17 protein-coding genes are annotated in these 20,686 nt (G+C 67.8%); 13 read left to right on the top strand and 4 right to left on the bottom strand.

The genetic code is table 11. The annotated features are described in order from the left end of the window. Positions 1-10 precede the first annotated feature (10 nt). The 3 genes from JOF56_RS09000 to JOF56_RS08990 form a co-directional block, all read right to left on the bottom strand. Positions 11-1,267, bottom strand: coding sequence for an exo-beta-N-acetylmuramidase NamZ family protein (locus JOF56_RS09000; RefSeq protein WP_209636303.1), 1,257 nt, complete (start codon positions 1,265-1,267; stop codon positions 11-13). Next, positions 1,261-2,958 carry a glycoside hydrolase family 3 protein gene (locus JOF56_RS08995; RefSeq protein WP_209648111.1) on the bottom strand — a complete coding sequence of 566 codons (1,698 nt, stop codon included), beginning with the start codon at positions 2,956-2,958 and terminating at the stop codon, positions 1,261-1,263. The genes JOF56_RS09000 and JOF56_RS08995 overlap by 7 nt, the downstream gene beginning before the upstream one ends. Positions 2,959-3,634: 676 nt before the next feature. Beyond that, the gene (locus JOF56_RS08990; RefSeq protein WP_209636301.1) at positions 3,635-4,438 is read right to left on the bottom strand and encodes an HAD-IB family hydrolase; all 804 of its coding nucleotides are present in this window, start codon (positions 4,436-4,438) and stop codon (positions 3,635-3,637) included. A 600-nt stretch (positions 4,439-5,038) separates the two neighbouring features. On the opposite strand from JOF56_RS08990, the gene ssd reads away from it, so the two are divergent. The 8 genes from ssd to JOF56_RS08950 are packed head-to-tail and all read left to right on the top strand — an operon-like array spanning position 5,039 to position 10,308. Continuing rightward, positions 5,039-6,097, top strand: coding sequence for a septum site-determining protein Ssd (ssd, locus tag JOF56_RS08985; RefSeq protein WP_209636299.1), 1,059 nt, complete (start codon positions 5,039-5,041; stop codon positions 6,095-6,097). After that, a complete protein-coding gene (locus JOF56_RS08980) occupies positions 6,094-7,245 on the top strand; it encodes a TadA family conjugal transfer-associated ATPase (RefSeq protein WP_209636297.1) in 1,152 nt (383 codons plus the stop codon). Before ssd ends, JOF56_RS08980 begins: the two co-directional genes overlap by 4 nt. Continuing rightward, positions 7,242-8,012 carry a type II secretion system F family protein gene (locus tag JOF56_RS08975; protein WP_209636295.1) on the top strand — a complete coding sequence of 257 codons (771 nt, stop codon included), beginning with the start codon at positions 7,242-7,244 and terminating at the stop codon, positions 8,010-8,012. Before JOF56_RS08980 ends, JOF56_RS08975 begins: the two co-directional genes overlap by 4 nt. Beyond that, entirely contained in the window at positions 8,012-8,581 is a 570-nt protein-coding gene (locus tag JOF56_RS08970; RefSeq protein ID WP_209636293.1) for a type II secretion system F family protein, read from the top strand. The genes JOF56_RS08975 and JOF56_RS08970 overlap by 1 nt, the downstream gene beginning before the upstream one ends. A gap of 27 nt (positions 8,582-8,608) precedes the next feature. Then, complete coding sequence (locus JOF56_RS08965) at positions 8,609-8,767, top strand: DUF4244 domain-containing protein (protein ID WP_209636291.1); 159 nt, start codon at positions 8,609-8,611, stop codon at positions 8,765-8,767. After that, positions 8,725-9,090 (top strand): TadE family type IV pilus minor pilin, encoded by a 366-nt coding sequence (locus JOF56_RS08960; RefSeq protein WP_307855778.1) that lies wholly within the window; start codon positions 8,725-8,727, stop codon positions 9,088-9,090. Before JOF56_RS08965 ends, JOF56_RS08960 begins: the two co-directional genes overlap by 43 nt. Then, complete coding sequence (locus tag JOF56_RS08955) at positions 9,087-9,626, top strand: Rv3654c family TadE-like protein (protein WP_307854992.1); 540 nt, start codon at positions 9,087-9,089, stop codon at positions 9,624-9,626. The genes JOF56_RS08960 and JOF56_RS08955 overlap by 4 nt, the downstream gene beginning before the upstream one ends. A gap of 52 nt (positions 9,627-9,678) precedes the next feature. Then, positions 9,679-10,308 carry a bifunctional DNA primase/polymerase gene (locus tag JOF56_RS08950; protein ID WP_209636289.1) on the top strand — a complete coding sequence of 210 codons (630 nt, stop codon included), beginning with the start codon at positions 9,679-9,681 and terminating at the stop codon, positions 10,306-10,308. 357 nt (positions 10,309-10,665) lie between these two features. Here the strand turns inward: JOF56_RS08950 and sftH are convergent, their stop codons facing one another. Then, positions 10,666-12,978, bottom strand: coding sequence for a DEAD/DEAH box helicase (sftH, locus tag JOF56_RS08945; protein ID WP_307854991.1), 2,313 nt, complete (start codon positions 12,976-12,978; stop codon positions 10,666-10,668). A 230-nt stretch (positions 12,979-13,208) separates the two neighbouring features. Between sftH and JOF56_RS08940 the strand changes: the two genes are divergently transcribed. From JOF56_RS08940 to topA, 5 genes are all read left to right on the top strand, one after another. Beyond that, entirely contained in the window at positions 13,209-15,494 is a 2,286-nt protein-coding gene (locus tag JOF56_RS08940) for a sodium-translocating pyrophosphatase (RefSeq protein ID WP_209636287.1), read from the top strand. A gap of 117 nt (positions 15,495-15,611) precedes the next feature. Next, complete coding sequence (locus JOF56_RS08935) at positions 15,612-16,256, top strand: hypothetical protein (RefSeq protein ID WP_209636285.1); 645 nt, start codon at positions 15,612-15,614, stop codon at positions 16,254-16,256. A gap of 20 nt (positions 16,257-16,276) precedes the next feature. Continuing rightward, complete coding sequence (locus JOF56_RS08930; RefSeq protein ID WP_209636283.1) at positions 16,277-16,963, top strand: hypothetical protein; 687 nt, start codon at positions 16,277-16,279, stop codon at positions 16,961-16,963. Positions 16,964-17,012: 49 nt separating this feature from the next. Then, positions 17,013-17,579: a hypothetical protein gene (locus JOF56_RS08925; RefSeq protein WP_245379263.1), complete on the top strand. Its 567-nt coding sequence runs from the start codon at positions 17,013-17,015 to the stop codon at positions 17,577-17,579. Positions 17,580-17,889: 310 nt separating this feature from the next. Further along, positions 17,890-20,667, top strand: a complete 2,778-nt coding sequence (gene topA / locus JOF56_RS08920; protein WP_209636279.1) for a type I DNA topoisomerase — start codon at positions 17,890-17,892, stop codon at positions 20,665-20,667. The last annotated feature ends 19 nt before the right edge of the window (positions 20,668-20,686 follow it).

Below are 20,686 nucleotides of genomic sequence, written 5' to 3'. Positions count from 1 at the left end.
ATGCCCTGCCTCACCAGTAGATCAGGTGTTGACGACGTTGCCTGCCGAAGCCGGCGAGCTCTTCGCGCCACGCTCCGACGACATCATCGACGCCGGCGCCCGAATCGATCATCGTCCGCAAGCGGGCCGAACCTGAGAGCTTGTCCACGAAATTGTCTCCCCGCCACGCGAAAATCGTTGGATAGAGCCGTTTCGCGGTGACCAGCATGGCCACGGCCGTCCGGATAGGGTCGAAAGACTCTTCATCGGTGAAGTGCAGCTGTACTCCGCCACACGTCTTGCCGGCGAACTTGTTGAACGTCGGGGCGAAGTAGGTCTCCCGGAACCGTGCGCCGGGCAGACGGAGACGGTTGAGCTCCTCGGCCCACCGCCAGTCCAGGTCCGGCGCGCCGATTGTCTCGAATGGCCTAGTCGTGCCGCGGCCCTCGGAGAACACAGTCCCCTCGAACAAACAGGTTCCCGGGTAGGCCAACGCGGTCTGCGGCAGCGGCATGTTCGGGCTCGGCGGGATCCAGTCCAGTCCGGTCCGGGCGAACAGGGTGTCCCGGCGCCAGCCCCTGACCTCGACAACGTCCAGTTTGGACAACTGTCTACCGCCGGTGTCGGCGGGCAGGAACTCCTTGTTGAAGAACCTCGCCAGCTCGCCCGCGGTCATCCCGTGCTGCTGCACGATCGGCTTGCGACCGACACCGGAGGCGAACGCGGGGTCCAGCATCGGGCCGTAGGCCTTGCCGCCGACCGGGTTCGGCCGGTCCAGCACGACGAACGCGGCGCCGGTCTCGGCCGCGGCCACCATCGCCGTGTACATCGACCATATATAGGTGTAGAACCGCGAGCCCACATCCGCGATGTCGAACACGATCGTGTCGACACCGGCCTTGCGATACATCTCAGCGAGTTTCGTGGCCGTCACGCCGTACGCGTCGTACACCGGGACCTTGGTGCGCGGGTCGACGTAACTGCCTTCGGAACCGCCGGCCTGGGCTGTGCCGCGGAACCCATGCTCCGGTCCGAACACCGCGACCGGCGCCATGCCGGCGGACACCAGGGAATCGACGATGTGCGTCTTGTCCCTGAGGACACCGGTCGGGTTGGTCAGCACACCGACCTTGCGACCCTGGAAGTCGCGCCAGCCACGCTCGGCCAGGCGGTCGGCTCCGGGGGTGACCCGGTCGTAGTGCCGCTGCTGCTGATCCGCGGCTGCGGGGGCCGCGGCAGCAACCAGTGCTGCAGGCGCGGCGGCCAGAACACTCCGCCGGTTCACCATGTCAGGCCCGTCCCGAACGGGAAGAGGATCTGTGCTGGGTCGGCCGTCGGCACGTTCACCGGCAGCTTGCCCGTGGGCGAGACCTTTCCGAGGATCACCTTGGCCAGCGAGGTTATGGAGACGTCTCGCCAGGCGTACGTGGTTATCCAGGTCGGCACGTCCGCGAAGCCAGGGTCGTACGGCACCTGTGCGGCCACAGCGATCACAGGCTTGCCCGTGGCGAGCAGCTTCGTGACCAGGTTGCGCTGCGGGGCCGACGTGCGCAGGCCGTTGGTCAACACGATCACGAGATCCGAGCCGTTGGCCGCGGCGACTGCCTGGTCCACGAGGGCTGCTGTCGGCGACCCGCCTGTGGAGAGCGCTGTCGCGTTTGGACCTATCTCCTTGGCGAGCTTCGCGACCGGCTCAGCTGGCGCGCCTGCGGCAACCGGGTTGTTCCAGCCGGTGACGAGCACCTTGTTCGGGACCGTCTTGAGCGGCAGCAGTTTCGCGTCGTTACGCAACACCGTGACGGTCCGGTCGCTGACCTTCTGAATCTCCGCGAGGTTCTGCTTCGTACCGACCTCACGCGGCAGCGCACGCTCGTCGGCGAACGGCTTGAGGAAGACGCCGCGGTTCCACTTCTGCTTGAGGATACGCAGCACGCTCTGGTCGATGCGCTGCTCGCTGATCCGGCCCGACCGGACAGCCGCGAGGACACCGTCGATCGTGATCTGCAGGTTCGGCGGCATCAGCATCTGGTCGACGCCCGCCTCCAGGGCGAGCACCGGGATCTCGGCGTCGGTGTGCTTCTTGCGCACGCCCTCCATCGCCAGGGAGTCGGTGACCACGACGCCGTCGTACCTGAGCTCGTTACGCAGCAGCCCGGTCATGATCGGCTTGGACAGGGTGGCCGGCTCGCCGGACGGGTCCAGGCTCGGCACCGTGATGTGCGCGGTCATGATCGAGTCGATGCCGGCCGCGATGGCCGCCTTGAACGGCGGCAGATCGATCTTGCGCCACTGTTCCTCGGTGCGGGCGATGTTCGGCAGGCCGGTGTGGCTGTCCTCGGCCGCGTCCCCATGCCCTGGGAAGTGCTTGGCCGCCGCCGACACCGTCTCACCCGGCCAGCCGGACCGCTGGTACCCGGCGATCTGGGCGCTGACCATCTGGCCGGCCAGCGTCGGGTCCGAGGAGAACGACCGGGCCGCGATGATCGGGTTGATCGGGTTGGAGTTGACGTCCGCGACCGGCGCGAAGTTCTGGGTGACACCCATCGCGCGCAGCTCGTGGGCACTGATCGCGGCCAGCCGTTTGGCGTCTTCCGGCCTGCGGGCCGCACCCAGTGCCATCGCGCTCGGGTACTCGCTCGCCGGGGAGACGACCCTGGTGACGTTGCCGCCCTCCTGGTCGATGGAGATCAGCAACGGGATGTGGGCGCCCGAGGTCAGGGCGGCTTTCTGCAGGCCGTTGGAGAACCTGAGCAGCTGGCGGGGGTCGTCGACGTTGTCCGTGGTCGGGTTGTTGAAGTAGATGACCCCGCCGACCTTGTAGCGCTGCACCACCTGGGCAGGCGTGTCCACGCCGTAGCGCTTGAGGTTCTCGGGGTGTGCCTCGTCGGCGGACTTGCCCCAGACGGTCGCCACGAACAGCTGGCCGACCTTCTCCTCGAGGCTGAGATGCCGCAACGCGGCGTGGGCCCAGCTGGTCATGGCATCTGGTTCGGGCGCGGCCGATGCGGGCGTGCTGACGGCAGCTAACGCGGTGACAGCGGCCAGAGCCGGGGGGATCCAACGACGACGAGACACCTCTGCCTCCCTGGAGGCGTAAGATTCTTACCGGTTTGACACTTCAATCGGTAAGTTACCCACGTCACGTCGGCGAAGCAAAGAGCCAAACGGCGGTGTCTCGGCTTGTCACGCTACTGGCACCGGGCACATCTCGCGCGCCGGGCGAACCCCCAACAAGAAGGTGGCGGCGCCCACTGGCCGGAGCCGGTGAACGCCGCCCACCAAAGCGCGAACGTCTCGGGTTACCAAGCGTGCAACTCACGTCGTACTCACTGGGCCTCGGCGCCCGGCGTCCCGGTACGCAGTCCCTTGACGACAAGCCTCCCGCGGCGTGCTGCGCGTGGGTGCCCGGAGTCCGCGCACGGAGTTCTCTCAGGGTGGACCAAGCTTCTCTTCGTTTGGTCCCGGGCTGACTAGAAGTCCGCACTAACTTTGTACCTAGTGAGCGCGGTCACTTCAAGGGCACGGACGGGTGCACCGGTACAGAGTCTTTAAACGGTAGATCAACACGCCTCGTGGTCGAACGGACCAGCACTTACGCGCATGCGGCGTCAACCGCTACCTCCGACCGGGCTATCGAAGTCCCCCACAAGGATGGCTACTTCCGCCTACGCCTGCGGATGCCGTACCACGTTGCGCCGGCCGCCGCGACAGCTCCGATACTCGCCGCCGTGATGGCCACCGTGGTGCCCGACGGCATGTGGAACCTCGACCGGAGCGACACCGGCTTGGAGAACGTGAGCACCGGCCAGCCGCGCTCGCCCGCGAGTTTGCGCAGCGCGCGGTCGGGGTTCACCGTCGCGGGGTGCCCGACCGCCTCGAGCATCGGCACATCGGTGACCGAGTCGCTGTATGCGTGGCACGCCGTCAGGTCGTAATTGCGTTCCACCGCCAGCTGTTTCATGGCCACGGCCTTGTTCTCGCCGTAGCAGTAGAACTCGATCTCCCCGGTGTAGCGCCCTTCCGACGCGACCATCTGCGTGCCGACGCTGTCGGTCGCGCCGATCATGCGGGCGATCGGCCGCACTATCTCCTCACCCGAGGCGGAGACCACGACCACGTCATGGCCCTTCTCCCGGTGCTCGGCGATCAGCTCGGCGGCCTCGGCGTAGATCAACGGATCCACTATGTCGTGCAAGGTCTCCTCGACTATCGAGCGGACCTGCTCGATGTCCCAGCCCTCGCACAGCGCGGTGAGGTGGGCCCGCATCCGGTCGACCTGGTCGGCGTCCGCCCCGGACTGCATGAACACGAACTGGGCGTACGCGCTCTTGAGCACCGCCCGGCGGTTGATCAGCCCGCCCTGGAAGAACGGACGGCTGAAGGCCAGCGTGCTCGACTTGGCGATGACCGTCTTGTCGAGGTCGAAGAACGCGGCGACCCGCTTCGGCGCTTCGGTCATAAGCGGAGCATATGCCCCGTCTGGACGACTGGGTGACGGCTCGCGGAGTCATGTGCGTAAGACACATCAATAAAAAGTCGGTTCTATGACCACGAGTCGGCCGGGAGGGGATACAGTGAGCATGTCCGGTCTTCGACACCGGACCGGTTCAGTCCGACCCCCCGGGACTGAACCTCTTGACGACCCCCGTCCCTCCCCCCTGGCGGGGGTCGTCCCATATCCACTTCTCTTACGCAGCCGCAGATTCCGGTCACCCGGCCTGGTGCGCGCGCTGAATTCTACGCGGTGGTAGCAATCGTCCTCGTGGCGGACGCCCGCACCCAACTTTGATTACAGCCAGGCGGGCGGAAATATTCCTGCCCGCCGACCGTCGCGACGCGAACGCCGGTGGTGGACCTGCTGTGCCGCAACAATTTTCGCGGCTATACCACACGGGAGGAGACAGTGCAGGTCCGAAAGCCCGGTTTTCCGGGCAGTTGTCCACACCCCACTCACTCATCCACAGCCGAGCCCATCCCCGTTGCCCCGCCACCCCGCCCGGCGCGAGCGTGGAGGCAGCGGGCAACCAGGCCCGGCGGCGTGAAAGCGGGGGTGCATCCGATGAGCGAGAACAGTCCACTCGTTCTGGTCAGCGACGAAACAGTCCTCGAAGAACTGCTCCGCATGGCCGCGGCGGCAGGCTGCGAGCTCAAGCGTGTACCGGACGCGACCGCCGCCAGGCCACTCTGGCAACGCGCGCCGCTCATCCTGCTCGACCCCGCGGGCGCTCAGGAGGTCCAAGTCGCCCGGCTGCCCAAACGCGACCGAATAGTCCTGATATCACCTGACACCACCACGATCGACGGCTGGCACGCGGCCGTCGACCTCGGAGCCGAGCATGTCGTGGAGCTGCCGGCCGCCAGTTCCTGGCTCGCCGACGCGTTCGCCGACGCGGCCGAAGGCGTCGGCCCGCCAGGCCGCGTACTCGCAGTCGTCGGCGGCCGAGGCGGGGCAGGCGCCTCCGTATTTGCTGTAGCCGTCGCGAAAGCGGCAGCAGGTGCCGGCCACCGTGCGATGCTCGTCGATTGCGATCCGCTCGCCGCCGGCCTGGATCTCGTCCTGGGCGCGGAAACCGAGCAAGGCCTGCGCTGGCCGGACATGGAGGTCCGCGGCCGGGTCGCCGCGTCGTCGTTGCGTGCCGCCCTGCCGGGCAGCACGGGACTGAAACTTGTTTCCGGCGCCAGAAAAGGCTTCGCGCCGGAACCTGACGCGGTGACCGCCGTCGTCCAAGCGGGAAGACGCGGCGGTGACATCGTCGTCTGCGACCTGCCCCGCGAGCTCTCGCCGGCCGCACAAGCCGCCCTGGACCTCGCCGATCTGACTGTCATCGTCGTCCCAGCCGAACTGCGCGCCTGCGCCTCGGCCCGCATCGTCTCCAGCCGCCTCAAGGAACGCGGCGTCGTTGCCCAGGTTCTCGTCCGCGGTCCGGCCCCAGGCGGCCTGACTCCGGACGAAGTGGCCAAGGCGGTCGAACTACCGCTGCTGTCCTCGATGCGTTACCAGAAGGGCTTGGCCGTGGCTCTTGAACGCGGGCACTTCAGCGACCGCAACGGTCCTTTGATCGATGCGGCCCGTCGAGCGCTGGAGAGCCTTGGCGTGGCAGAGGCGATCGCGTCATGAAGGCCGAATTCGTCGAGCGAGTACGCAGCCGGGTCGCCAGCGTCGGCAACGAGATCACGTTCGCCACGGTCGCCGACGCGATCCGCGATGAGGCCAGTGGTGTTGTCGGGGACAGAGATGTCCTTGCGGCGATCCGCTTGCTGCATCAGGAGTTCGAGGGAGCAGGGCCGCTCGAGCCGTTGCTGCGTGATCCCGGCACGACAGACGTTCTGGTGACCGCACCGGACGAGGTCTGGGTCGAAGGTCCACGAGGACTGCGAAAGTCCGAGGTCCGCTTCCCCGACGAGCACTCAGTGCGCAGGCTCGCCCAAAGGCTCGCGAGCGCGGCGGGCCGTCGTCTCGACGACGCGCAGCCATATGTGGACGCATGGCTGCCAGGTTCAGGCGGCTTGAGCAGAGTCCGGCTGCATGCGGTCCTTCCGCCGATCGCTCCGAACGGAACCTGCCTGTCGCTGCGCGTCCTGCGTCCCGCCGTGCACGACATGGCCGCGCTGTGTCGCTTCGGAACAGTCGACGAAGAAGGCGCGAGCCTCCTCCAGGCCATCATCGACGCCCGCCTCGCGTTCGTCGTGGTCGGCGGCACCGGCTCAGGCAAGACAACCTTGCTGGGCGCGATGCTCGGCTGCGTACCCGGACACGAACGGATCGTCTGCGTCGAGGACGCCGGCGAACTCGCGCCGAACCACCCACAGTTCGTCCGCCTGATCGCCCGCCCACCCAACATCGAGGGCGCAGGCGGCGTGACCGTCCGGGACCTCGTCCGCCAGGCCCTGCGCATGCGCCCCGACAGACTCGTCGTCGGCGAGGTCCGCGGCGCCGAAGTCGTCGAGCTGCTCACATCCCTGAACACAGGCCACGACGGCAGCGCAGGCACCCTGCACGCCAACTCGCCAGCCGAGGTCCCCGCCCGCTTCGAAGCCCTGGCAGCCCTGGGCGGCCTCGCCCGCTCCGCCCTGCACAGCCAACTCTCCGCCGCCATCCAGCTCGTCCTCCACATGCGCCGCCACCACGACTCCCGCCGCCTCACCGAAATCAGCACCCTCCACAGAACCCCCGCCAACTTCGTCACCGTCAAAACCCTCTGGCGCCCCGGCGAACCCCCACCCACCCTCAAAACCCTCCGCGCCCTGCATGGAGCAAACCGATGACTCTCTTGTTCGTCGCCGGGGCTCTGCTTGTCTGGCCGTCGGGGGCTGCGTCGCGGCGGCTGGCCGAACTGGTCGGGGTGCCCAGGCGAGCTTGGCGGGTTCCCAAGCCCACGACCGTTCTTGTCGCGTTGGGTTCCGGGCTGAGTGGTGGGCTGCTGTTTGGTGTGGGTGGTGCGATCGCGGGGGTGCTGGCTGGAGTTGTCGCGTGGAAGCGTTGGCGGGCCAGGCAACGACTTCGGCAGAGTGTTGCTTCGGTCGCGGAACTGGCGGAGACGCTGAGGTCCTTCGTGGCCGAACTTCGGGCTGGGGCGCAGCCGGTTGTCGCGGCCGAATCCGTTGCGGAGGATGCGCCACCTGCTGGCGCAGAGGCGATGCAGACGATTGCATCCGCGGCGCGGGCTGGTGGCGATGCCGAGCAAGCCACGCGGGAACCTCTGGTCGCCGAGGTGGTTCACGCCTGGGTTCTCGCTCAGCGACATGGACTTCCGCTGGCCGATGTTCTTGCGGCAGTGGCCAAGGATCTTGACCAACGGGTTCGGTTCGCCAGGCAGACGCACGCCAAGATGGCCGGGCCCAGAGCAAGCGCCGCGGTCCTGGCTGGGCTCCCGGTCCTGGGAATTGTGCTAGGAGAAGCGGTAGGTGCCAATCCATTGCGCGTTCTCGCCTTCACAGGCATCGGACAGATCGTGCTCGTTCTTGGTGTCGCTCTCGTCTGTGCGGGCGTGATCTGGTGCGCGCGGTTGACGCAGCGGGTGGTGCAGCCGTGATGAGTCTCGTGTTGGCGGCGATCGCGCTCATGGTCGCGCCTGGCGCGCGGATAGCCCGGTTGAGACTCACCGGCCTGACAGCGCGCCCAAAACGACAACGTGAGCCAAGAAAACGAGCCAAGCCGGTTGATCCGCTGTGTCTCGCGGCGGGCTGGGATCTGCTGGCGGCATGTCTGCGAGCCGGGTTGCCGGTGTCGGACGCAGTGCGCGCAGTCGCCGGGCGAATACCTGGCGAAGGGGGACAGGCCCTGCGGATGACAGCCGGGTTGCTTGCGCTCGGGGCCGATGCCACCGCCGCGTGGCAGCCTGTCGCGAATGTGCCGGAGACAGCGGCCTTGGCCAGGGGAGCGCGCAGGACGGCCAGGTCCGGCACCGAACTCGCGACTGTGGCCGCTGCTTTGGCGACCGAGGTACGTGTCGCGGCCGGCGATGAGTGCGAAGTGCGGGCCCAACGGGCCGGTGTGCTGATCGCCGGACCGCTCGGCCTGTGTTTCCTGCCGGCCTTCGTGTGCCTCGGCATCGTGCCGGTGCTTGTGGGGCTGGCCGGTTCGCTGGGACTGACCCGATGACCACATCGATCACGGAAGGGCTGACTGATGCACGACTTCACCGACGAGGGCACCACAACGGTCGAATACGCCGTCGCCACGATCGCCGCCGCGGGGTTCGGCATCGCCCTCATCCTGATTGCCAGGAGCGAAAAGGTGCAGAACTGGATCGTCGGCCTCATCGAAAAGGCGATGACAGTGACCTGACACATGACTCCGGCGCGGTCACGGTCGAAGCCGCCATCGCGCTCGGCGTGCTGGTCATCGTGCTGTGGCTGGTTGTGGCCGGGATAGCCACCGTGACCGCGCACCTGCAGTGCGTCGACGCCGCCCGGGAGGCTGCGCGGCTGGTCGCCCGAGGAGACGACGGCCTGGCCGAAGAGGCCGCCAGACGGATCGCACCGGAGGACGCCAGCCTCCATATATCTGTCGACGGCGAGCGAATCACCGTCATGGTCTCGGCCGACATGCTCCTGACGGTCTCCGGTGAGGCATTCGCCGTCGCCGAACCACAGGAGACAGCGGAGTGAACGACTCAGGAGTGGCGACGGTCTGGGCGGCGTGGGCGACTGCGGCGCTGATGGCGTTCGGCGGTGCGCTCATGGTGATAGGTGCCGTCGCCTCGGCACGGCACAGGGCGAACAGCGCGGCTGACATGGCCGCGCTCGCCGCCGCGGCGTATGGCCCGTGGGGCGAGGAGTACGCCTGCGGCCAGGCGGGCTGGGTGATCGAACAGATGGGCATGCAACTGAAGGAGTGCCGGATGAACGGATGGGTCGCCCAGGTCGAAGTGACCGCCACGATAAGCGGTCTTGGCCGGATTACGGCCCGGACGAAGGCCGGACCGATGCCGGACACGCGGTTGAACGGGAGGAACCGGCCGCCGGCCGCGGGCAGCGGTCGTCCGCGAGCGGTGAGCGGTATCACTGGCAAGTCCAGGCGTGTCGGCGAGCGGTACCGCCGACCGGCTGACGTTCGGCTGGAACGTCCGCCCGGATTCACTCGCCGTTCATTACCGACCAGTTGCCGACAGGCAGTTACAACAAGCGGCATTCGTGCCGTTTAGTCAGATGCAGGGCACGGACGGTGCCCGATGTGCAAGGAGGCAAGAACCCAAGATGTTGGAGACAGACTGGTCGGATAGCTGGCGCGGGGCCTTCCGCATCGAATTGCGTGCGGAGGCGGTCGGTCTCGCGTGGCGCGGGTGGCCGGTGCTGCCCGGCACCTATCCGGCGGGCTCGCAGTGGGCGGGCCGCCAGGGGACAGAGAACGTCGGTCCGGTCCCTGTGCACCGGGACTGGCAGGAGCGCATCGGCACCAAGCCGGAGCAGGTCGCCGCATGGTGGACCGGCCGGCCCTACAGCCTCCTTGTGGCCACCGGTGTCGTGCTGGACGCGATCGAGGTCGACGACTCGCTGGGCCGCAAGGCCGCGGGTGTGCTGCGCACCTTCGGGATGCCGGTGCCGATCGTCGCGACCCCGGCCGGGCGCTGGCTGTTCCTGACCAAGACCGGGCGTTCGCTGCGCCGCGAGCTGGCCGCTGACGAGCAGGTCAAGCTGCACGGCGCCGGAAGCTACGTCCCGCTGCCGCCCAGCCCCTTCGAGCACGGTGTCGTGCACTGGCGCGTCAAGCCCGAGATCTGCGGCTGGCGCCTGCCGGAGTCCGCCGTGGTGCAGGAAGCCCTCGCTGACGCGCTGGCCTCGCCGAGCCGCCTCAGCCACATCTCCGAGCTCGTAGCAGCAGACTGAAAACTCCATAGCGTCAAAGGTTTGCCTCGTCCGACGGTCATCTCGCCGGCCTCCCGCACCGCAGCGACGACCGAGGACCTGGCGGCCTGCCGAGTACCCAGCGACCAGCATGCGGACTCCCGCTTACGCGGCAGCCTCCGGTGAACGCGGCCCCCACCGGCCGTGATCGGCGATCCTGCCCCCGGGAAGAAAACTCCGGCAGTCGACACCTTCGCCTCCCGGTGTCGAAATGCTGACGGCAGTCACGCAAGCGGTAGCAGGCCCATGCTCCTGGGCTCGGCGGCAAAGGCAATACGCAGTGGATGTCGTACGGAACCGGCATCCCCTGCGTATTGCCATATATACGGTTGTGGGACGTCAGCCGATCGCGTCGAGAACGATGGTCAGCACTCGCAATGCACCGGCTTTGTCCAGTGGTTCGTTGCCGTTGCCGCACTTGGGGGACTGCACGCAGGACGGGCAGCCGGATGGGCATTCGCAGGATGCGATCGCGGCCCGGGTTGCGGTGAGCCAGGCGGCAAGCGAGTGGAAGCCACGGTCGGCGAACCCGGCGCCGCCTGGATGTCCGTCGTGTACGAACACTGTGGCTTCGCCTGTGTCCGGATGCATCGCGGTCGAGACTCCGCCGATGTCCCAGCGATCGCATGTGGCCAGCAGGGGCAGCAAGCCGATCGCCGCGTGCTCGGCGGCATGCAGTGCGCCTGCCACCTGCGGGCGGTCGAGTCCGGCGGAGCGCAGCAGGTCCTCGCTGATGGTGTACCAGACCGCGCGGGTCTCCAGAGTGTGTTCCGGCAGGTCCAACGGAACCTGGTCGAGCACCTCACCGGACGGCAGCCGCCGCAGGTAGCCGACCACCTGGGAGGTGACCGCGACATCGCCGAGGCAGACGTTCACCTCGCCGTGGTTCTGCCTGGTCACGGTCTTCAGGACCGAGATGTCCACGACGTCGCGGGGCTGCGTGGTCCACTCCGGATCCTCCGCGTGCACGAGTGCCAGCCCGGACTCCAGGTCGAGGTCGTCAACCACATAGGACGTGCCCTGATGCAGGTAGACGGCCCCCGGATGCACTGTGGCGCAGGCTGATCCGGGATCGACGGTGCCCAGCATCCGGCCGGTGTCGGCCTCCACCACCATGACCTGCTCGCCGCCCGAACCCCGGATGTCCACCGACGAGTGCGGCCGGTCGCGCGAGGTCCAGTACCAGCCCGCCGGTCGTTTGCGCAGCACACCGCCCGCGACCAGGTTGTCGAGAACCTCGCGGGCCACTGTGTCGCCGAACGGCCCGAGATCCTTTTCGGTGAGCGGAATCTCTGCCGCCGCGCAGGCCAGGTGCGGGCCGAGCACATAGGGATTGAGTGGATCCAGGACTGTCGCCTCGATCGGCCGGTGCAGCATCGCCGACGGGTTGTGTACTAGATAGGTGTCAAGTGGGTCGTCGCGAGCGACGAACACGACAAGCGCGCCGTCACCTGCGCGCCCCGCGCGCCCGGCCTGCTGCCAGAACGACGCCAGCGTGCCTGGGTACCCGGCGACGACGACCGCGTCCAGCCCGGCGATGTCCACGCCGAGTTCGAGCGCGTTGGTGCTGGCCACGCCCAGCAACTCGCCGGACGCCAGCGATTTCTCCAGCGCACGCCGTTCCTCCGGCAGGAACCCGGCCCGGTAGGCGGCCACCCGTCCGGCCAGTTCACTGTCCACTTGAGACAGTGCGTGACGTGCGGACAACGCGGTCAGCTCGGCTCCTCGGCGGGACCGGACAAACGCGAGCGTCCGGGCACCCTCCACGACAAGGTCAGTGAGAATCCGTGCGGTCTCGGCACCTGCGGACCGCCGGACCGGAGCGCCGTTCTCGCCGGAAAGGTCCTCCAGCAAGGGCGGTTCCCACAGCGCGACAGTGCGGGCGCCGCGTGGCGAGGCGTCCTCCGTCACGGCCACGCACTCCACACCGGAAAGCCGGGTGGCCGAGTTCGCCGGATCGGACACTGTTGCGGATGCCGCAATGATCACCGGCTCGGCACCGTAATGCCGGGCGACTCGGCGCAGACGCCGGAGTAACAGTGCGACATGCGAACCGAACACGCCTCGGTACGCGTGCGCCTCGTCGACGACTATGTATCGCAGCCGCCGGAAGAACTGAGACCAGCGGGCGTGCGCGGGAAGTATCCCGCGGTGGATCATGTCCGGATTGGTGAAGATCCAGCGTGCGTGCGCGCGGACCCAGTCGCGTTCCTCCATCGGTGTGTCCCCGTCGAAGCTCGCGGCCCGCACATCAGGCAGGTCGAGCTCTCGCACGGCACGCAACTGGTCGGCGCCAAGGGCTTTGGTGGGCGCCAGGTACAACGCCGTGCACCGGCGGTCGGCGGCGAACGAGGACAGCACTGGCAACTGGTAAGCCAGTGACTTTCCCGACGCGGTACCGGTGGAAAGCACGACATGACGGCCATTGCGGACATGTTCGGCCGCTTCGATCTGGTGCTCCCACGGCTTTCCCAGACCTCTGGCCTGGAACGCCGACACCACTTCCGGCGGGGCCCAGGACGGCCACTCCGCGTGCCGTGCCACGCGTTCGGGCAGGTCCTCCGCGTGGGTCAACGGGTTCTCATCAGCCGGAACCCCGGCGAGCACACGGGAAAGCAACTGCCGCCCGCGCTCGATTCGCCCGTCACCCACGCCTTCGAGCTAAGCACACCGCTGCGACACTCCGGCCGGGCCTGGTCTTGATCGATCCCGAGATCGATTCCACAAAGATAACGGAACGTGCACGGCCGGGGACGCCTCACGAACGAGTTGTCCACTACACATAGACTCCGCCGACGTCCCACCATTCGTGGTGGCGAGCACGTCCCGTCGGGTTTGTTCAGCGGACGGGAGAAATCGGCAGATGTCACAGGAGGACATGGATGTCCGGGCAGTACCACCTCGCGGAGGCATCGCTCTCCGGTGGTGACTACGGCGTTGTCGTCGTCGTCGCCGTGGTCGCCCTCGCCGCTCTTGCCGTCGGTTATGTACTGCTCAAGGAGGTGCTGGCCGCGGGCCAGGGCACCGCGAAGATGCAGGACATCGCCAAGGCGGTACAAGAGGGCGCGGCGGCCTATCTCAAACGCCAGCGCAACACCCTGACGATTTTCGGCGTCCTGGTGTTCCTGCTGCTGTTCGCGCTACCCGCGGACACAGTGAACGAACGGATCGGCCGCTCCATCTTCTTCCTGGCGGGCGCGGTGTTCTCGTTCGCCATCGGCTATCTCGGCATGTGGCTGTCCACTCAGGCGAACCTGCGGGTCGCCGCGGCGGCCAACGATGAGGGTGGCCGTGAGAAGGCGACGCGGATCGCTTTCCGTACCGGCGGTGTGGTCGGTATGGCCACGGTCGGTCTGGGCTTGTTCGGCGCTTCCATCGTGGTGCTGGTGTACGCCGGCGAGGCACCGAAGGTGCTGGAGGGCTTCGGTTTCGGCGCCGCGCTGATCGCGATGTTCATGCGTGTCGGCGGCGGTATCTTCACCAAGGCCGCTGACGTGGGTGCCGACCTGGTCGGCAAGGTCGAGCAGGGCATTCCCGAGGACGACCCCCGCAACGCGGCGACGATCGCCGACAACGTGGGCGACAACGTCGGTGACTGCGCGGGTATGGCCGCGGACCTCTTCGAGTCCTACGCCGTGACCCTGGTCGCCGCGCTGATCCTGGGCAGTGCCGCGTTCGGCACGCAGGGCCTGCTGTTCCCGCTGATCGTGCCGGCCATCGGTGTCATCACGGCCGTGATCGGCGTGTTCATCACCAAGGCCCGGCCGGGCGAGAACGGCCTGAGCGCGATCAACCGCTCCTTCTACATCTCCGCGCTGATCTCGTTGGTGCTGTGCACGGTCGCCGCGTTCGCGTTCCTGCCGACCTCGTTCGCGGGTCTGGAAGGTGCCAAGAACATCGCGCTGGCCGGCAACCCCGGCCTGATCGCCGCCATCGCGGTGATCATCGGTATCGCGCTGGCCGGCATCATCCTCTGGCTGACCGGCTACTACACCGGTACCGAGCACAAGCCGGTCAAGCACGTCGGTGAGACCTCGGAAACCGGTGCCGCCACGGTGATCCTGTCCGGTATCTCGGTCGGCTTCGAGTCCGCCGTGTACACCGCGCTGGTCATCGGTGGTGCTGTCTACGGTGCGTTCCTGTTGTCCGGTGACGTCACTGTCGCGTTGTTCGCGATCGCGCTGGCCGGTTGTGGTCTGCTGACCACGGTCGGCGTCATCGTCGCGATGGACACGTTCGGCCCGGTGAGCGACAACGCGCAGGGCATCGCGGAGATGTCCGGCGACGTGACCGGTGACGGCGCGCAGATCCTGACCGAGTTGGACGCGGTCGGCAACACCACCAAGGCGATCACCAAGGGCATCGCGATCGCGACCGCCGTGCTCGCCGCGACTGCGCTGTTCGGTTCCTACAGCGAGGCGATTCGCGATGCGACGGCTGACGCGACGGGCGTGCTGACCAACTTCGGTGCGAACCTGGTCAGCCCGAACACCCTCGTGGGTGTGCTGATCGGTGCGGCCGTCGTGTTCATGTTCTCCGGTCTGGCCGTCAACGCCGTGTCCCGTGCTGCGGGTGCGGTTGTGTACGAGGTGCGTCGCCAGTTCCACGACAACCCCGGAATCATGGACGGTTCGGTCCGTCCGGAGTACGGCCGCGTTGTGGACATCTGCACGCGTGACTCGCTGCGTGAGCTGATGACGCCGGGTCTGCTGGCCGTGTTCGCGCCGATCGCCGTCGGCTTCGGTCTCGGTGTCGAGTCGCTCGCCGGCTACCTCGGTGGCGCCATCGCCACCGGCACGCTGATGGCGGTGTTCCTGGCCAACTCCGGTGGTGCCTGGGACAACGCCAAGAAGCTCGTCGAGGACGGCAACCACGGCGGTAAGGGCTCGTCGGCGCACGAGGCCACCGTCATCGGTGACACCGTCGGTGACCCGTTCAAGGACACCGCCGGCCCGGCCATCAACCCGCTCATCAAGGTGATGAACCTGGTGTCGGTGCTTGTCGCCCCGGCTGTTGTGACCTTCTCGGTCGGTGCCAACGAGTCCGACGTGCTGCGGATCGTGATCGCGCTGGTGGCCGTGGCCATCGTCGCGGCCGCTGTGATCATCTCGAAGCGTCGCGGCAACGCGATCGCCGACAACCCGGTGGAGCAGGTCAACAACGCCTGACCGCCGGCCTGAGAAGTCGAGGGCCACCCTTCCTTTGGAGGGGTGGCCCTCACTTTGCCCAAACCCAGGCGCGGGTAGGTTCGGCGCTGACGTGCCCGCCAGAGGCCAGGAGAGTTCATGAGCCGTCGCCTGACATTCATCGCGGCCGCTGCCCTCGGGGCGACGCTGACGCTCGCCGGCTGCAGTAGCAGTGACAGCGGGCAGCCGCAGAACGCCAACCAGGGCACGCCTTCCGGTGGTTCCAGCCCGGGTTCGCGGGGGTCGGGACCGGCCGGCGGCAGTGGCGGCACGACACCGCCCCCACCACCTCCGGCGCCGAGCAACGGCGATCCGGTGAAGTGGGTGGACAACCTCTGCGCGCCGATCAGCGACTTCACCAAGTCGCTCGCCGGGCGGATGGGCGATCTGGCCACGGCCACCGACCAGGCCCAGATGCAGACCAAGCTCGGCCAGTTCCTCGACGACCTGGCAGGCGGCCTCGGTGGCACGGTCGACCGGCTCAAGCAGTTGGAGCCGTCTCCGGTCAAGGGCGGCGACGACGTCAAAGGCAAGATCATCGAGGCGTACGGCAAGTCGCAGCAGGCGCTGCGCGACGCGGGCGCGAAGATGAAGGCGGGTGACCAGGACGCGGCCGGCCAGGTGATGCAGAGCCTGGGTGACGAGACCGCCAAGATGGTCGACCCGTTCAAGGACAACGACACCGCCGAACTGCGGGACGCGATGACAAAGGCGCCGAGGTGCAAGGACATTCCCAGCGGCTGATCACGAAGGAGAAGCCAGTCGTGAAGCGGGCAGTCGGGGTGCTCGCCCTGGTAGCGGTGCTCGCCGGGTGTGAGGTGCCTGCCGCCGCACCCCGGCGTACCGGGCCGCCGACCACGTCGTCGGCAGCGCCCGCCGCGGTCGAGTGGGTGGACAGGCTGTGCAACGCGATCCTCGAGTACGACAGCGGCATCACCAAGGTCCAGATCGACTCCAGCAGCCAGGACGCGGCGGTCCAGTCGCTGAAGAACGCGCTGCAGTCGATGTCCGTGCGGGTCAACGAGATGCTCGACAAGCTCAAGAACGTCGGCCCGGCGCCGGTCGCCGGCGGTGACGAGGCGACGCAGGGCCTGGTCGTGGAGCTCGAACGGCTGCGTGAGGTCGTGGACCGGTCCCGGACCCTGCTGTCCGGCGTGGACACAGCTGATCGCACGGCCACCAGTACGGCCCTGCAGAACGTCGCCAGGGACCTGGAGAGTGTCCGGGTACCGGTGAACCCGCTGGAGGGCATGGGCGCGCGTTATCCGGAGCTACAGGCGGCCGCACGCAGTGCGGACAACTGCACGGAGATCACCAGGGTGCGTGCCAGCCGGTCGGCGATCCCGCCGACGCCGTCGTTCTCCGACCAGTTCCCGACCGGCTCGTCCACACCAGGCTCGACGACACCGCCGCCGAGCGGGTTCCCGGAGTCCACGGAACCCACCTTCTGACCTATCGCGACACTGGAACATATGTTCTAGTCTGTGACGCGTGGGGCAGATGTCGTTCTTCTCCGCCGAGGCGATGCAGCCAGGGGTGGCCGACCTGGCTGGGCTGCTGTGCGGGCCGGGCCAGGTAGTGCGCTTCGCGCGTGCCGCCGCCCGGCTGTCCGTGGCTGTCGACGAGCCCTGGCGTCGAGCCGCGCTGGCAGCGGCTTTCGCCGAGCGTGGCGTCGACGCTGAGCTGGGTGTGTCCGAGGAGGAACATCCGCAGGTCCGGACAGCGTTCCGGACGGATCTGATCGGCCTGGCCGACGCCTGGACGCCCGGTGCGGTCAAGGCGGTCCCGGTCGGCCTGGCGCTGGACGGAGCCGTCCTGCGGTTATGGGCGCTGGCGACCGGCCGCTGGGTGGAGAACGGCTACCTGCTCGGCCTCGATCCCGGGGCGCCCGAAACGCACGAACCGCTGGTCCAGGCGGTCACGCGGATCGGCCTGCCGGCCTCGTTGCTGGGCGTCCGGGCTGGTGGACCCGGTCTGCGACTGACTGGCCGACGGCGGATAGGCCGCTTGGTCGAACTTGTCGGCCGGGCCCCGACGCCGGCCTCGGAGCCGCATTGGCCGGTCTGAGATTCATCCAAATGGGTGAAATTCTCTCGCGCGCGTAGGGTCGCTACCGGTGATGCACTCCGACGGGTCGTCGTGCTAGTAGTGGATTGCCCGCAGACCCTGCGGGAACCGGTCTCACGTGCGGCGAGAGTGTGCCCAGGTAACGAGCCGGTCGGTCGTGGCGAGTTAGAGAGGGTCACCGGCAGGACCCAACGCCGGTGATGTGCCTCGGGCCACCTCCACTACAGCTCGTGGCATCGGGCAGTGCACACTGACGGGCTGATGCTCGAAGCCGAGCATCCGGGACAGGCGGGACAGAGGGCGGACGAGAGTGGCAGCAACCAGGACGAAGAAGAGCGACAGTTCGGCCAACGGCGCCGAACCGCGCAGGCTGGTGATCGTCGAGTCACCGGCGAAGGCGCGCAAGATCGCTTCCTATCTCGGCCGTAACTTCGTGGTCGAGTCGTCCAAGGGGCACATTCGCGACCTGCCCCGTAAGGCCGCCGAGGTCCCGGCGAAGTACAAGGGCGAGACGTGGGCCAACCTCGGTGTGAACGTGGACGGCGGCTTCGAGCCGATCTACATCGTCACGCCGGACAAGAAGTCGACGGTCACCGAACTCAAGGAAGCCCTCAAGACAGTCGACGAGGTCTACCTCGCGACAGACGGTGACCGCGAGGGCGAAGCGATCGCATGGCACCTGCTGGAGACGCTCAAGCCGAAGGTGCCGGTGCGCCGGATGGTCTTCTACGAGATCACCGAGCCCGCCATCCGGGAGGCCGCCGCCAACCCGCGTGACCTCGACCAGCACCTGGTCGACGCCCAGGAAACGCGCCGGATTCTGGACCGGCTCTACGGCTACGAGGTCAGCCCCGTGCTGTGGAAGAAGGTCATGCCGCGGCTGTCGGCAGGCCGCGTGCAGTCCGTGGCCACCCGCATCGTGGTGCAGCGTGAACGTGAGCGCATGGCGTTCAAGTCCGCGTCGTACTGGGACATCGGCGCCACCATGGACGCCGGCGAAGGCACCGACCCGCGCACGTTCGGCTCGCGGCTGATCGCCATCGACGGCACCAGGCTCGCGGCGGGCCGTGATTTCGGCACGGACGGCAAGCTCAAGAACGGCGCTGACGTGCGCCTGCTCGACGAGACCGAAGCCCGCCGTCTGGCGCAGGCTTTGGACGGCGCCGACATGCGCGTCGCGAGCGTCGAGGAGAAGCCGTACACCCGCAAGCCGTACGCGCCGTTCATGACGTCGACGCTGCAGCAGGAGGCCAGCCGCAAGCTGCGTTTCTCCGCTGACACGACCATGCGCGTGGCCCAGCGGCTGTACGAAAACGGCTACATCACCTACATGCGTACCGACTCCACGACGCTGTCCGAGACAGCGATCGCGGCAGCCCGGTCACAGGCCGCGAGCCTGTACGGCAAGGAGTTCGTCCACCCGACGCCCCGCCAGTACACGCGCAAGGTCAAGAACGCGCAGGAGGCACACGAGGCGATCCGCCCGGCCGGTGAGGTCTTCCGGACCCCCGGCCAGGTCGCCAACGAGCTGCAGTCCGACGAGTTCCGGCTCTACGAGCTGATCTGGCAGCGCACGATCGCCTCGCAGATGGCGGATGTCCGCGGCACCACGATGACCGTGCGGATCGTCGGCACGGCCGCGTCCGGCGAGGAATGCACGTTCTCGTCGTCAGGCCGGACCATCACGTTCGCCGGCTTCCTCAAGGCCTATGTCGAGACGGTCGACTCCGAGCAGGGCGGCGAGGCGGACGACGCCGAGCGCAGGCTGCCGCGCCTGGTCAAGGACCAGCCGGTGACCGCGACCGAGCTGACCGCCGACGGCCACTCCACCAACCCGCCGCCGCGCTACACCGAGGCCAGCCTGATCAAGGCCCTGGAAGAGCTGGGCATCGGCCGGCCGTCGACGTACTCGCCGACGATCAGCACGATCCAGGCCCGCGGCTACGTGTGGAAGAAGGGCGCCGCGCTGGTGCCCTCGTGGATCGCGTTCGCCGTGGTCGGCCTGATGGAGCAGCACTTCGGCCGGCTGGTGGACTACGACTTCACCGCCACGCTGGAGGACGAGCTCGACGGCATCGCCGCGGGCCGCCAGGAGCGCAACGACTGGCTGTCGGGCTTCTACTTCGGCGGCGCGGTCGGCCCGGAGGGTTCTGTGGGCCGGGCCGGTGGTCTGAAGAAACTGGTCGGCACCAGCGTCGACGAGATCGACCCCAGGCTGGTCAACTCGATCCCGATGTTCGACGACGCCGAAGGCCGCAAGGTCGTCGTGCGGGTCGGCCGGTTCGGGCCGTACCTCGAGCGCGAGGTCGACGGTGAATCCCAGCGGGCCAACCTGCCCGAGGACCTGCCGCCGGACGAGCTCACTCTGGAGATCGCCGAGGAGCTGTTCTCGACCCCACAGGAGGGCCGCTCGCTGGGCACCGACCCGGCGTCCGGGCACGAGATCGTGGCCAAGGACGGCCGCTTCGGCCCGTACGTGACCGAGGTCCTGCCGGAGGAGAACGGCAACAAGAAGGTCAAGCCGCGGACCGGCTCGCTGTTCAAGTCGATGTCGCTGTCCGATGTGACCCTCGAGGACGCCCTCAAGCTGCTGTCCCTGCCCCGCGTGGTCGGCAAGGATCCGCAGTCCGGCGACGAGATCACGGCGCAGAACGGCCGTTACGGCCCGTACCTGAAGAAGGGCACGGACTCGCGGTCGCTCACCACCGAGGACCAGATCTTCACGGTGACCCTGGACGAGGCGCTCAAGATCTACTCCGAGCCCAAGAAGCGTGGCCGAGCGGCCGCTGCCGCGACCCCGCCGCTGAAGGAACTGGGCAACGACCCGGTCTCCGGCAAGCCCATGGTGGTCAAGGACGGACGGTTCGGACCGTACGTGACGGACGGCGAGTACAACGCGTCCCTGCGTAAGTCCGACAGCGTCGAAGCTCTGACAGACGAGCGCGCGGCCGAGTTGCTGGCGGAGAAGCGGGCCAAGGGCCCGGCTCCCAAGAAGCCGGCCCGCAAGACGCCGGTCAAGAAGGCTGCGACGGCCAAGGCGCCCGCCAAACCACGTGCGACCTCGTCACGGGCGAAGTCCAAGTCATAAAAATCGTCACCCTGCCGAA

Source organism: Kibdelosporangium banguiense (genome assembly GCF_017876405.1).
Taxonomy (GTDB): domain Bacteria; phylum Actinomycetota; class Actinomycetes; order Mycobacteriales; family Pseudonocardiaceae; genus Kibdelosporangium; species Kibdelosporangium banguiense.
This window is presented reverse-complemented; position numbering and strand designations above follow the sequence as displayed.